Annotated in this window: 12 protein-coding genes; 5 read left to right on the forward strand and 7 right to left on the reverse strand. The window is 42.4% G+C overall.

Going from position 1 to position 14553, the window contains the following annotated elements:
• Positions 1-15: 15 nt before the first annotated feature.
• A complete protein-coding gene (locus ACTXGH_RS12760; RefSeq protein ID WP_439263512.1) occupies positions 16-993 on the reverse strand; it encodes an alpha/beta hydrolase family protein in 978 nt (325 codons plus the stop codon).
• A 434-nt stretch (positions 994-1427) separates the two neighbouring features.
• Between ACTXGH_RS12760 and ACTXGH_RS12765 the strand changes: the two genes are divergently transcribed.
• Positions 1428-2120, forward strand: coding sequence for an LOG family protein (locus ACTXGH_RS12765; protein ID WP_439263511.1), 693 nt, complete (start codon positions 1428-1430; stop codon positions 2118-2120).
• A 140-nt stretch (positions 2121-2260) separates the two neighbouring features.
• Here the strand turns inward: ACTXGH_RS12765 and ACTXGH_RS12770 are convergent, their stop codons facing one another.
• Complete coding sequence (locus ACTXGH_RS12770; protein ID WP_439263510.1) at positions 2261-3856, reverse strand: FAD-dependent oxidoreductase; 1596 nt, start codon at positions 3854-3856, stop codon at positions 2261-2263.
• Between the two features lie 583 nt (positions 3857-4439).
• Here ACTXGH_RS12770 and ACTXGH_RS12775 point away from each other — a divergent pair.
• Entirely contained in the window at positions 4440-4877 is a 438-nt protein-coding gene (locus tag ACTXGH_RS12775; protein WP_299221809.1) for a COG4315 family predicted lipoprotein, read from the forward strand.
• A gap of 450 nt (positions 4878-5327) precedes the next feature.
• Positions 5328-5606 (forward strand): type B 50S ribosomal protein L31, encoded by a 279-nt coding sequence (locus tag ACTXGH_RS12780; RefSeq protein ID WP_058369928.1) that lies wholly within the window; start codon positions 5328-5330, stop codon positions 5604-5606.
• A gap of 112 nt (positions 5607-5718) precedes the next feature.
• Here ACTXGH_RS12780 and ACTXGH_RS12785 read toward each other — a convergent pair whose 3' ends face one another.
• From ACTXGH_RS12785 to ACTXGH_RS12800, 4 genes are all read right to left on the reverse strand, one after another.
• The gene (locus tag ACTXGH_RS12785) at positions 5719-6576 is read right to left on the reverse strand and encodes an SGNH/GDSL hydrolase family protein (protein WP_439297005.1); all 858 of its coding nucleotides are present in this window, start codon (positions 6574-6576) and stop codon (positions 5719-5721) included.
• Positions 6570-7967: a nicotinate phosphoribosyltransferase gene (locus tag ACTXGH_RS12790; RefSeq protein ID WP_439297004.1), complete on the reverse strand. Its 1398-nt coding sequence runs from the start codon at positions 7965-7967 to the stop codon at positions 6570-6572. Before ACTXGH_RS12790 ends, ACTXGH_RS12785 begins: the two co-directional genes overlap by 7 nt.
• 343 nt (positions 7968-8310) lie before the next feature.
• The gene (locus tag ACTXGH_RS12795) at positions 8311-9363 is read right to left on the reverse strand and encodes a bifunctional nicotinamide-nucleotide adenylyltransferase/Nudix hydroxylase (RefSeq protein WP_439297003.1); all 1053 of its coding nucleotides are present in this window, start codon (positions 9361-9363) and stop codon (positions 8311-8313) included.
• A 207-nt stretch (positions 9364-9570) separates the two neighbouring features.
• Positions 9571-10593 (reverse strand): alpha/beta fold hydrolase, encoded by a 1023-nt coding sequence (locus tag ACTXGH_RS12800; RefSeq protein WP_439297002.1) that lies wholly within the window; start codon positions 10591-10593, stop codon positions 9571-9573.
• A 560-nt stretch (positions 10594-11153) separates the two neighbouring features.
• Between ACTXGH_RS12800 and nfuA the strand changes: the two genes are divergently transcribed.
• Together nfuA and ACTXGH_RS12810 are read left to right on the forward strand one after the other, a co-directional pair.
• Entirely contained in the window at positions 11154-11837 is a 684-nt protein-coding gene (gene nfuA / locus ACTXGH_RS12805; RefSeq protein WP_439263497.1) for a Fe-S biogenesis protein NfuA, read from the forward strand.
• A gap of 232 nt (positions 11838-12069) precedes the next feature.
• Positions 12070-13398 carry an O-acetylhomoserine aminocarboxypropyltransferase/cysteine synthase family protein gene (locus tag ACTXGH_RS12810; protein ID WP_439297001.1) on the forward strand — a complete coding sequence of 443 codons (1329 nt, stop codon included), beginning with the start codon at positions 12070-12072 and terminating at the stop codon, positions 13396-13398.
• A gap of 105 nt (positions 13399-13503) precedes the next feature.
• Here ACTXGH_RS12810 and ACTXGH_RS12815 read toward each other — a convergent pair whose 3' ends face one another.
• A complete protein-coding gene (locus ACTXGH_RS12815; RefSeq protein WP_439263493.1) occupies positions 13504-14526 on the reverse strand; it encodes an adenosine kinase in 1023 nt (340 codons plus the stop codon).
• Between the last annotated feature and the right edge of the window lie 27 nt (positions 14527-14553).

A 14553-nucleotide genomic window follows, 5' to 3' on the forward strand; every position in this document is an offset into this window, starting at 1 on the left:
TAAGATGCATTATATTTATTGTGATTGCTCGTTTAGCCAATCCACTGCCATTTGCCACAGTTTAGGAGCTTTAGCGTTGGTTCTACTACTAAAATAGCGCATGTGTCCAATGCTGTTTAGGCCAAAGTCTTTTGGATCAAAGATGCGTTTTTCGATTGGCATTTTGGTAAATACGCGAATCATGTCATCCATGTTTTTACTATTGGCAATGTCATCATCGCTAAAGCCGAGCCATAATGCTGGCATGCTAATCTCAGCATAAAAATGCGTGTGGACACTTTTGCCAAAGGCGGTCTTGATATAGCCTGCGCCATTGCACCACGCGCGCCACTGACGAGCTACGCCGCGCGGTAGCGGCTCGCCCATACCGATTTTATCAGCTGGGGTGTAGCCTAAGGTTAAGTTAGTGAGTGGAATAAAGGCGTCCATAAAACCCATGGCCTTGAGCTTATAAGGCATGTCCATATTTTTAATGCGCCCTGATGAACAAGCGACATTAAAAACTGAAGCAATAGAGGCATAGTTGGGCATAAGGCCAATCAGCTGACCGCCTGCGCTATGGCCAATCAGGTGATAAGTGGCATTACCGAACTCATCTTGTAAGGCATCGAGGGCGGCTGGCATATCATGTCGCCCCCAACTGATAAGAGAGGCATCACATTTGGTCAAATCGGTCGTCAGCGACTCACCAATACCTTCATTATCAAAGGTTAGTACTCCAAAGCCTTGCTCTGCTAAAAAAGTCGCGAAACTGTGATAGAACTGACGTTTGATACCAGTCGCTGGCGCGATCATCACGGCTGTGTTTACAGAAGTTTTAGGACGGTAGACGGTCGCTGCTAACGCTCGATTGCGATCAGATATGATGGTCAACGCATAAGTATCGATACTTGTAACCTTCGTCTCTAATGGAGCGTTGCTTGTAGTATCAAGAGGCGTGGCAGACATGCGCTCTTGTTTATTTGCAGAAAGTGGTGTTTGGTTTTGATGCATTGCCATACCTTATGATGTGTACCAATAAGCGATGATTATTAATAAATGATATGCTGTAAAGGTTAGCATACTTGTAAGTACAGCGTATTATTACCAAGATTGGTCATTATACGTCAGTGATAAAAAGTTGTTATTAGCCATTAACATAGCTTATGCTAAGAGGAATGCTAGCAAGACAAATGCTTGGTTGTATCTCTTTATCTAACATTATCTTTCATCGTTTATATATTCCAAAGTCCGAAAATAGACGTGAAACCAATTTATGTTTATTATGCGTAATTAACAGAGCATCGACAACACTCTATCTACAATGAAAAATAAACACACTTGGTATCAGCTGCGAGCAATGTATTTGTTCAAAGCACACAATTATTAAAACAGTTTAATATAGTCATACACACAAATGATAATCCATACAAAATTAGGGGCGCTTTATGCAAATGAAAATTAACAATGACACTTATGAAGTATTGACCAGCCAAGATATTGCACATATTGAAAAGGCAGTAGATAAATCAGCGTTGACTATGCCATTGGTCGCAGTCTATTGCGGTTCGCGTTTGGGCAATAGTGATATTTATGAGCAAGCAGCACGTGAGTTGGGACAAGCCTTGGCAAAAAACGGTATGGGCTTGGTATATGGTGGTGCCAGTATTGGTCTTATGGGCTCAGTGGCTGACGAAGTTATCAAAGGCGGGGCACAAGCTGTCGGTGTGATTCCAACGTTTATGCTCAAACATGAAATTGCGCATGACCAGCTAACACGGCTGCATCTGACTGATACGATGCACACACGTAAAACGGTCATGGCAGAGTACGCAGACGCTTTTATTACGTTGCCAGGCGGGCTTGGGACATTAGAAGAGATAATGGAGATTGCCACATGGCGTCAGCTGTATCAGCACGAAAAACCGATGATTATTCTCAATATTAATGGCTTTTATGATCGTATGATTGAGCATTTAAAATATACCACTGAGCAAGGCTTTATGAAGCAGCAAGATCTCGATCGTTTGGTGGTGTGCAATACTATCAACGAAGCAATCGACTTACTACAGACACTAGTAACGATAGAAGATGCGGTTGATACAGAGAAGATGGCTGGAAATGAAAGCCAAGTATCATAAGGTCAATCAATTGATAAGTAAGATAGCCTGTATTCATTATTAGTAGTTATATAGCAGGATAGAAAAAGGAGCAGACAACCAGTATTTGGTCATCTGCTCCTTTTTTGTATTTTCTTACCTGTGTGAGTTGGAGTGATATATTATATTGTGTTAGACGCCAAATTTGCTAAAGTGGCTTCACGAATACTGCGATTGACACCAGCCATAGCTTGAGGAAACCCACGCTCCTCAGCCAGTACGCGTGCCACATTATCAACAGCTGTACTGTCGTTATGTACAAGATAAGTCCATTCGTGCGCATAACGACGACGATCCTCAGCAGTATCGTTTGCGATCAGTCCAAGCTGTGTTAATTCATGAACGATCTGATCAGCGGCAATCAAGGTTGATGAGGCTTTGACGTTTTCAGCGCGCGCGTAGCGTATATTAGAATATAAGCTTACATCAGCCACTCGTAATGTGTCATCCTTGCCCGGGATTTGTTGTCCTCCATATAACGCATTACCAATGGTACGTGCACTATTAAACGTCGGTACAAACTCAGCCACATATTCAATCGCTTGCTGGCTACGTGCTTGTAATGGGGCTTTGTCCCAGCCATCTTCGATATAGTGTACATATTGCTGCGGTAACTTAGGCTGGGCGCTACCTTTATTAGAAGCAACTAAACCATCATTAAACAAAGTAATCGCCTTACTCATACCATGAATTTGAAAATAACCATCTGGGTAAGGCGTGAGCTGTGCCATACCTTCTGGTGTGCCTCGATTACCATAGACAATAATCTCTGGTATTTGCCCGCCTGCATCATCCCAGCGCGTGATATAAGAGGATTTAAATTCAACCATACGCGTGACTTTAACCCCGACCATATCGTCGATAACTCCAGTACGAAAACCACAGGCATTCACTAGGTAGTCGACTTCAACCGCTTCCGTTTGTGATGCATTAGCCTGCTGGTAGTCAATACGCCACTTGGTAACATGATGATCCGCATTTGTACAATTCTCACAATCGACTGGCATCACTTGCTTAACTTGTGTGTCAGTAAAGACATGAGCATGATTGTATTCTTCTAATGCTAGCTGCGCAGATGCTGCTAAACGAAAAATGTTCCAGCCATATTCTTGTACAACAATCAGTGGAAACTTAACTTTATTTAAGTCCAAATATTTAGCAACGGGTATCATCCATTCATCAACTGTCTCTGGTACCGCAACTTGCTCTTGTTCAGAAAGCTCGATCATCTTTTCATGACTATATAGTTGATAGTAATTGTCAGGCTCGCCCAATACTTTGTTATTAGCATCTTGCGCGATAAGCTCACGATAAGCGTCTGTTAAGATATCAAGGCGCGGCAATAAGTCTTCAGGTAGCCCTTCATCACGTGTCGGCACTGCAAATACAGTCGGGCGTACATCAATGGTATAAGGATAAAGGCGCAAAATATCGATACATTGTTCAAGGAGTGCGACGCAGTCTTCGTCAGGTATTTCGCGGTACAAGTTGCCACCTGCATGCAAATGGCACATTGGCGGACCGTCAATTAAGGATTTTTTCTTTTCAAACAAATAAGTTTCAAGCCCTAAGGCTGCAAGACGAATAGCAATCGTTGCGCCTGCTGTACCACCACCTAATATACCCACACGTTTAGCAGGGGTATTGAGCTTTGCTGTCTGAGATAAAGCATCGCCTAAGGCTAATTTTGATTGATCTTTAATAAAAGTTTGAGTCATTGTCGTTGTCATATCCTTGATAGTCTCATCTTGAGACCGTATTCAGCGTATTCGTTAAAATTTCGTTAGAAGTATCTGGTTGAATGTATGGTATGTACTGATATGTGTATGCTAACTACCAAGTTCAACACATATATGAAGTCGTGAGAGTCATGTTTTTAATTGTTTAGCCATACTTACATTCTATGGTGTTATTTTACGAAAATCTGTAATGAACATGACGGTAAATACGTAATTTGATGCATTAATTTTGTCAACAAACAGTGATGGAATGTACGGTTTAAACAGGACATTTTAAATGAGCAGGCAATATCAAAACTTTATCAAAAAATACCTATATGGTATTTGAATAATAAAAAATGGACGTTTTTAATTAATTTGTAAGTTTAAGGCGCTTTTGTAAAATTATATTCTAATGGAAACGACAGGTTTGTAGCGTATGCTATATTGAGACGCTTGCAGTCGGATTTAGGCGTATATTGTATGGTTAAAGACATCGCTAAACAAACGCTAAGATAAAAGACCACAAGTAAAAAGAGACATATAAATTTGAACCCATATTGTTTTTAATTACAAGGAAGTTATGATGAAAAATATTCTTATGTTGTCTGCGTTGACAGGAGTTTTGACGCTCACAGGGTGCTCTACGTTAAACAACGTATTTGGCAATGACACATCAGGTATGCATGATGTGCAAGCGACGAGCAATAACACTGTACCAGTGGCGAGTAAAAACGGTATGCTGGTTGATGCAACCAATCATATGACTTTATATACTTTTGATAAAGATTCGATGAATAAATCAGAATGTGGTAGTGCTTGCTTGGTAGCTTGGCCTGCATTTATGGCACCTAGTAATGCCAAGGCTTCTGGTCAGTTTGCTGCTTTTCAACGTGAAGACGGTAAATATCAATGGGCCATGAATGGTAAACCATTATATTTTTATGCCAATGATACCAAAGTGGGTGACAAAGACGGCGACAATAAGCTTGGCGTTTGGCATATTATTCCAACCAAATAAAGCGTAATGCAAATAATAAGAAGACAGTCACCATAGTGGCTGTCTTTTTTATAAAACGCTTGTCACGTACAGCGCTGGGCCAAAGCAGATAATAAGCAATTAAATTTATTCTACTTTTTCTATCAGATCGCCATTAGTCGAGGTAGAGACATCGATTATGATAGCGCTGTTTGAAGCTGTGATATCATGGACTATGCGCTCATTGTTGCTAGCAGTATAAGTACTGAGGACTTACATGCTGCTTGCATCAAATACCAAAAACCGTTAAAATCGCGGTTTAATTTTCCCGCTGGGGAAGGCTAAGAGAGCAAAGATATGGTGCTGAGTGCTGGAATAAGCCAGTGACGCAGTTGCCAGATTTGTACATGTCCTTAGTGCCTCAGTTACGTATGCAATCATCTGACCATTGGTCAATGATGTTAAGCATGCATCGGACATAGAGAGCTTATTATGCGTAAAGATATCCATCCTGATTACCAAGAAGTTTTGTTCCATGATACTAATGCTGACGTGTTCTTTTTGACGCGCTCAACAGCTAAGACTAAAGCGACTCGTGAATATGAAGGTAAAGAATACCCATATTATCCACTTGATATCTCAAGTGCATCGCATCCTTTTTATACTGGTGAGCAGCGTAAAACTTCTACTGAAGGTCGTGTTGCAAGCTTCAACAAACGCTTTGGCGCGTTTGGTGGCCGTAGTAAAAAAGCCGCTGACTCTGCTGAGTAATTTGCGCTTATTGCGTCAAGTTATTTTGCCAAGTAATAAAAAACCGCTGATAATTCAGCGGTTTTTTTACGTTTTTTAAACGTAGTTTAAGTGGCTTATTGGACAAAGGCTTTTATTTGCTATGCTCATCAAGCTGAGATTCAAGCAGTTGCGCAATCAGCTCTGCCAACTGCTGTGCCCAAAAGCCATACGTTAAGCTACTGGGATGAAAGCCGTCGCTGGCAAACATAGTGGCGCTATCGATAGGGGTACCGTTGGCATGCTTTTCTGTCATTAGCGTAAAGTTTGCTGCCATATAATGTACATCATTATATTTGGCACAAACATCCTGCAATACTTGGTCGAGCTTCGTGGCTTTTGCCCCGATAAAGTTATTAAGCGGTGACGGTAAAGCAGGCATCTGCGCCATCGGTGGTAGGCTTGAGAAAATAAGTGTTTGTACGCCAAACTTACGCTGAGCAATGGTAATGATTTGCTCAAGTTGCTGTTGCCATTTTGCTGTAGAGACGTTGGAGGTCGTATCATTAACGCCGACACTCAAAACCATAATATCAACTGGCTGGCTGGGAGTAGGTAGAATATATAATCGGCGCAAAATATCGAAACTGGTATGTCCCGTTGTCGCTTGCAACTCCCAGTTTAGTGCATCGAAATGAGCGTTAATGACTGGTTGTTGCTGCAAGGCAGGTATCAACTTGCCAGCAAGCGCTTCTTGCTGCGTTAAACTACCAACACCAGCGGCTGCAGAGTCCCCAACGATCATTAAGCTTAGCGTTCTTGTAATCTTACTTACTGCCATTTTAGCAGAGTCACGTAATTGAGAGTCACCTAATTGAATATGACCGTGTCTTTCGCCATCTGGTTCAGGAAGGCGCACAGTGTCGCGTTTGACTTTGTGACCTTGATATAAGTAAATAGGGGCGAGTAATACATCTTTGGCAATGGCTGACATTTTAAGAGGAGCTACCATCCTGCGCGCTCCCGTATACTAGTGAGACTGTCTTCCACGAGCAGTTTGCCATCGATATAGACATCACGTAACAGGTTAGCTGTATCAGTATTTAAATCATCTATTTTTATGGTTTTTATTTGTCCGTTATCGTCTTTTATCAGCGCTAAGCGGCCTTTTTTTGAGCGTTTAGAATGGCTGGTGACGGGGTCTTTATAGATGTCTTTCCATACGCCATTGATACAGATGGCGCTGGCTTTCATAGCCCAGTTCATCGTATCGCGATTGACTTGTTGCAACAGGCCGCCGCCCATACCAAAGGTGATGTTTTCTGCGCTAAAGCCAGCCTTCATCACGACATCGATGATTTTACCTAAACTTTGCGGGCTAATGCCGTCGCCTTGGATGATACGTACGTAATCAGGCAAGACTTTATAGCCTTTGCTGTTAAGCCTGGTACCAAACCTTACTGCTAGGCGCTCCAGTGCCTCACGTACGACTTTGGCCGGCTCGCCACTGTCTGGTCGAATAACCAAGGTACCACCCATATTTTTGACATCGTCTTTTAACGCATCGCCCCAGATATTATCAATGGCATTCCATAAGTCATAGCTATCAGAGACCACTGAAAAGGCGTTATTTTTGCCACCGAACTGTTCAATCATATTGGCAAAAGCAGCGGCCTCTCCATCACGGCCCCAGGCAGTCATAGTGCTGTGTTCAGCGGCAGGAATGGAGAACGCTGGCATATCATTGCCCATTTGATACCAACGACTAGCAGCAACCAAAGCAGCCATAGAATCAGTACCAGCGAAATTAACCAAATGCGCTAAGCTACCGAGCGCTACCGACTCATGACTAGAAGCGCCACGTGAGCCAAAATCATGCAAACGGAAAATGAGTGATTCTGAATTATCGGCAGACTTTTCTAACGCACGGCGGATAACACCTTTGCAATAATGTGACACACTAGCGACGGTTGAAGGATACCAGATGGCGCGCAGCAGGGCAGTTTCGATATAGCTTGGTAACCAATAAAACTCAGGATCAGTATTGGTAATTTGGCAGACTACGTTGGACACAGGCACGATGCTACCTTCAGGCACAGCCTCGATACGTAGAGGTAAATAACCGCCATGCTTATCGACCAGACGCTCCCATCCCGCACGATTGAACGTTAGACCGTGAGCATGAATCACCGTTTCGGCTTCATCGATATCCTGATGAGTAATAGGGGTGCTTAAGTATTCTTTAATAAAAGCTTGTAAGCCGAAAAACACCACCTCATAGTCGCCACCGCGAGCTTCGATATAGCTGGACAGATACTCACTGCCAGTTGGGTATTGCACCCAATGTGAGGTTTTATAGCTGTCACTGTTAAGAATTAGATTGTTCAAATTGCTGGTGTACATCACAGAACTCCTCTGCTTTGATATGTCGCAGCTGCGCTAATAAAAAAACAGCTGCGACGATTAGCCCTTGCCGTCTATCAGCTTGGGCGCTAAAACCTATAGAATAAAAATTTGTGAAAGAACGCTCATAAAATCATATAGAATTTTGTCGGTTAGTAATCACTTAAATAATGAACTAAACGGTCAGTTAGATGAGCTATACCTGTTACTAAATAAAATGGACGCATTATTTGATAACACAAAACTGGTATGAATTTTTCTGGCTTGCTGTACCTACGCTGACAGAGGCTGCGCAAAATTCATTCCAGTTCCGCGGTATCTTTTTCATGTTGGACTGACTATATTACAATCCAACCATCTTAGTGATAATCGCATAATGGTCTTCAAACATCATGGTGGCATCAAGCTCGGCTAGGGGTAACCAAAAAGCGTGTACAGCATCATCACTACCTTTTACTTTTGGCAGGCCATTTGCGTCATTCTTTAGTTGAAAGTAAAAGGCTTGGGTAAGCGTGCGTCCGCGTGCCGAGCGGTAAGGGTCATCGAAAGTATGCTGACTATGGCAAGAGCCTCGCAGTACAGGCTCAGGGACTTTAAGACGGGTCTCTTCACGTAGCTCACGGATGCAGGCGTCAAATAAGGTCTCTTTTGGATTAAGGAATCCACCAGGCAGCGCCCAAAGCCCTCGTCCCGGCATGCTGCGCCGCTCTACCAACAATATGTGTCCTGACTGTACGACCAAGGCGTCAGCAGTCATAAATGTCGGTGGGTAAGGCGCGGATTCCCACTGTTTTTTATACTTATCAATAAAGCCTGCTTCTTCGTGTAGCTGCTGATAATGACTCGTCTCTTTAAATTCATCTAAGACTTTGCGAGTAGACTCAGGTGTACGCTCAGGGGTAGGGGTTGCGCCCATTAGGTAGCTATCACGGATCGGTGTAGCAGATAAGTTATGATAGTTAGGCACAGAAACTGATGCCCAGTTTGGAAATAGCGACAAGTAATAAGAAGAGCTGTCTTTAGAGTGACCGATAAGACCGATATCAGCATTTAAGTCACTGGTGATAGACTTGACGCCTGCTTGTACATATTGTAGCCAGCGCGTGTCATTATAGAGTGCATCATCCAAGCCGACGCAGTGAATACGAGCTGCTTCATCTGCTGAGTAAGCGCCCTGAATCATCGCTGCACGCTCAGTGACACTGAAAGGATTGCGCAAACTACGCGGCAAGTTGGCTGAACCAATCAACATGATAACTTCATCAGCACGTTTTAAAGCTTCATCGATGACGGCTTTATGGCCACGATGGAACGGCTGAAAACGACCAATAAATACCAAATAGCGGTAATGTTTGCTCTCTTGCTTATCCAAATGTTGCTCTGACAATTCACTCATAGATGCCAATTTCCTACTACTTATTTTTTTGATTGAAAACAATTTAATGACGCCAATACTGACACAGCATAGGAGTTGCTGACAAGTGTAAAGATGTTTAGTGGTGTGTCGTTACTGATGTTAGTTTATTTTGATACTTGTCCTTAATATGGTGTGAAGTTCATTTGATTAGATGTAATAGGGGCGATAAATAAGATAAATAAACAATCACTTCGCATGCTTATCAATCCATGCGACAACCGTCGGCCATATCTCTTTAGCAGCGTTGCGGCTAATCATAATACGGCTATGAGTATAGTCGTCCAAATCCCCACGGCTGATTGAGTATTCACGAAACACGTTAGTAGGATTATTAAAAGTATTGAAAAATAACTGACAGCCAGCAGTGGGTGATATGAATTTATCGCCTCTGGCACTGATAGCATAGATAGGCGTGGTAATCATTGGCATATACTGACGATAATCAAAGCTGTCATCAGCATTGGTCACTTCATTCTCAGCATCTTTATTCACAGTACTTTTATCAATAATGTTTTTTGCAAACACATCTTGTTGAATATTACTTTGTTTAATAAAGCTGCTGTTAAAGTTCTTTTGTAGGTTCCAATCAAACCACTGACTCATCGTATAATAACTTTCGTTAATAGGGCCCATTTTGAGTTTTTTTGCAGGGATGTAGCCAAATAGTCGGGTAAGTAATTTGGCTGTTAGTATTTTAGTGTAGTTTTTGACATTTACGACCGCCCCGAACGCTTGGCAGGCAAACATAGTGATGCTATTGATTTTATCAATATAGCGTGGGTTTTGGACTAAAAACATGGTCAAGCCAACGCCGCCACCGCTATGAGTAACGCAGTGTAAGTTATCCAGCTCTAATTCATCAAATAAATAACCAAAAGTCGCTTCAAAGTCATAAGTTGCGACGGTTTCAAAGTTAAATTTATCTTTTGGCACTGAGCTGTGACCATGTCCGCGCCATTCCATAATGTAGCAGTGATGACCAAGACCGGCTAAGTACTCTGCGATTTTTAAGCAGGTGTGTTTGTCCGAAAACGTACCATGCGTCAGTAATATATTTTGTGTTTTAGCTACCTTTATACTTTCAATAGAGGTATGAGCTGCAACATTATCATCAGATGTTTCACTAACCTTTATGCTTTCAATAATTCGCCAAATAGCAATTTGCTCACCATCCTTAGTCTCTATTAAACTTAGCGTTTTCGTGATCATAAAAGTGGTCTCGTACAAGTCGTTTGGGAGAAGTACTAATGATATAGGTATTAAATAGGTACTAGGGATTCTTAAAAAATATCATTACTAAGTAAAGCATAAATAAATATCGTTCAGATAAATTAATAACATGTTAAAAATTGGAACACTGCTCTTATTAGCGTTTTGCGTATTTTATTTTGTCTATCATAAGAGTCTACCAACGCTTGATAATTAACAACACAGTCTTAATATAGGCTATAACACATACTCTATTTGTTTTGTATTATCACGAGGGCTTAACGACCTCTACTTTTTAAATTTGATTATTTAAAAAACCAATCGCAACCATTTGTGACGGTCATAGTTAGATCATAGTGGCGCAGTCGGAATTATCATCTGAATGCGTTATAATAGTCGTCATAACTTTATTAAAACTGTAGTCAAACCAAGCTCATACAACGATAAACTGCAGTATTTAGTAATTCATCTATTTCATTTATAAAATTTATGTTTATAAAATTCACGACACAGCAACTATGACAGACATAGCATTTGTGTCACAACGCATAGGAAACCTTATGAGTGAGCACAACCAAACTGCTGGTCAATTAGACCAGTCTGCAGACTTTGAGTCAGCATTAGACACTGAACAGGCTGAGACCAAGAGCAATATTACGATTACCGAGTCAGCGCAAGGTTATTTGGCTGATCTGCTGTCAAAGCAAGATACTGATGGCATCGGTGTACGTATATTCGTTGAGCATCCTGGTACACCGCGTGCAGAATGCTGTATGGCATACAATCAGCCAGGCGAAGAAGACAGCGCTGATTTGCGATTCGATTACGAGAATTTTTCGGCCTTTATTGAGGCGGCGTCAGTCCCTTATTTAGAAGACGCAGTCATTGATTATAATAAAGACCGTTTCGGTGGTCAGCTGACTTTTCGTGCACCGAACTCAAAAGTGCCCAAAGTCGGTGCTGATGCCAGTGTTGAAGAACGCATCAACTACGTATTGCAGTCTGAGATTAATCCAAGCTTGGCTGCGCATGGTGGTGATGTACAACTGCTTGAACTGATTGAAGAAGAAGGCGTAGGCCTGACTGCGGTATTAAAATTTGGCGGTGGTTGTCAAGGTTGTTCAGCTGTCGATATGACTTTGCGTCAAGGGGTTGAAGTACAGCTCAAGCAGCAAATACCAGAGCTAACCCAAGTAGTTGACGAGACGGATCATACTCTTACTGAAAACGCCTACTATAAGTAAATATTTAATAGTAAATTGGTGACCTATAAGTGTGAAAGACGGTATGAATAAAGCTTATTAAACTTATTGCTTATGAATATCAGGCATTAGCCGCTGAATAAATGGCTATTCTTTTAATAAAGAAGCTGGGTTATGATGAACTCAGCTTTTTTTATTGCTATGATTTAGGAAATAGCTTTTTTAGAGATTATTTTTATTCAATACGTTTTCAATTAATGTTAAGGAGTATGTGATGAGTGATGGACAACCAGAGAATAATACTGACAATAACCTAAAGAATACTGCGCACTTAGAGACACTTGCCATTCATGCAGGTTACACTGTTGAGCCGACAACCAAATCAGTGGCAGTGCCTATTTATCATACCAGCTCCTATGCCTTTGATAATACGCAGCACGGGGCAGACTTATTTGACCTCAAGGTTGCAGGGAATATCTACACCCGTATTATGAATCCGACCAATGCGGTACTAGAGGAGCGCGTAGCAGCGCTTGAAGGCGGTATTGGGGCACTTGCGGTCGCCTCTGGTATGGCTGCCATCACTTATGCCATTCAAACCATCTGTGAGGCAGGCGACAATATTGTTGCAGTATCGACTCTATACGGCGGGACTTATAATCTGTTCGCTCATGCGCTACCACGCCAAGGTATCGAAGTTCGCTTTTTTGATCACAAAGACCCTGAGGCTATTCGTCATTTGATCGATGATAAAACCAAGATGGTCTTTGCCGAAAGCATCGGTAATCCGCTGGGCAATATTATCGATATTCAAGCGGTCAGTGATATCGCCCACGAGTATGGGGTGCCTGTAGTGATTGATAATACGGTGGCGACGCCAGCACTCTGTCGTCCGTTTGAGTTCGGCGCTGATATCGTCATTCATTCATTGACCAAATATATGAGCGGTACTGGTACTTCAATTGGTGGCGCTATCGTTGATGGTGGGACCTTCGCGTGGGGTGATTATCCTGAGCGCTTTCCACTATTAAACACCCCGGATGACAGTTATCATGGCGTAAACTTTGTAAAAGATGTGGGCGCGGCTGCCTTTATTGCTCGTGCTCGTGTCGCACCGCTACGTAATACTGGTGCAGCATTAAGTCCCCTTAATGCCTTTAGTATTTTGCAAGGTATGGAGACGTTAAGTTTACGTATGGAGCGTCACGTACAAAATGCACAAGCCGTTGCTGAATATCTGCGTGACCATGATGAGGTTGCTTGGGTGAAATATGCAGGCTTGCCTGATCATCCTGAGCATAAGCTTGCCAAAAAATATATGAAAGGCACACCATCTGCTATTTTGACTTTCGGAGTAAAAGGTGGTCTTGAAGCAGGGGCACGCTTTATTGATGCGTTGCAGCTGATCACGCGCTTGGTCAATATCGGCGATGCAAAGTCTTTGGCCTGTCATCCAGCGACGACGACGCATCGTCAGCTAAACGAGCAAGAATTGGAGCAAGCGGGCGTTAGTAATGACATGGTGCGGTTGTCTATCGGTATCGAACACATTGAGGATATAAAAGCAGATCTGGCACAGGCATTAGCGTCAGCCTCTGTTTAAAAACAGTTCGTCACCCAAAAAAGCCCATATCATCATGATATGGGCTTTTTTATTGATCTAACGGTATGAGCTCTATAGTGGACTAACAATGTCAACAACGCTTATCTAGGCGACCAGTACTCGGCAAGCAATGTCTTTGTAGTCTTGGGAGTCGAGTCGCGGACCAAACTGTTGAATGACTTGACTGGCGACTTCGCTGGCAAGACGACCACATTCCGGTAGGCTATATTGCTGTGAGAGGGCGTATAAGAATGCACCTGCATAGTTATCACCGGCTCCATTTGTATCAATTACATTGGTCACTTTGGGCGTTGGTACTTCATGAATAATAATGTCGCTGTTTTTTTCTTCGGGCTTACAAGCGATGATTGCACCATTAGCCCCATCAGTAACCACGGCTATCTGACAGTATTCAAGCAGTCCACGTGCTGAAGCTTTGAGTTGTTTTTTTCCAGTAAACAGTCGGGCTTCTTCACTATTACAGAATATTACGGCAACTTTGTTACCCAGCATATTAAGTAAACCTTCTTTTGCAAACTTCACCACCGCTGGATCGGCAAAGCTGACTGCAATTTTGGCATCATGAATCCCTGCTTGTTGACGGAGCTGGGTCATGGCAGGTTGAATGCTCTCAGACATCGCCAAGTAGCCTTCTAAATATAGCCAGTCTGATTGTGTTAGTGCGTCAAAATCAACATTATCAGCAGTGATATCACTGGATGTACCAAGATAGGTTTGCATCGTACGTTCACCGTCATGGGTGACAGCGACCACACAAGAGCCTGTCACGCCGCCTTCATGTACTGACTTAGATGAGGTTGCCACGCCTGCTTGGTTTAAATCTTTTAGATAAAATGTGCCTTGGATATCGTCACCTATACGACAAGCGTAAAAAGGTTTACCGCCTAAGCTTGCAAAAGTAAACATAGTATTGGCAGCTGAGCCACCACCCGCTTGTTTTGATAGCTTAATGTTTGCCAGTTTTAAAAATGCCAGTACTTGCTGCTGCTCCTCAAGACCTGCCAAAGTCATATTGCCTTTGGTCAGCTCAGTCTCTTCCAATGCCTCATCACTTAGCACGAATTCATAGTCAACCAAGGCATTACCTATCGCCATCACATCGTACATGTATTATCTCTCCCTTTTTAATATTAA

Source organism: Psychrobacter sp. 1Y10 (genome assembly GCF_052259005.1).
GTDB classification, from domain to species: Bacteria; Pseudomonadota; Gammaproteobacteria; order Pseudomonadales; family Moraxellaceae; genus Psychrobacter; species Psychrobacter saeujeotis.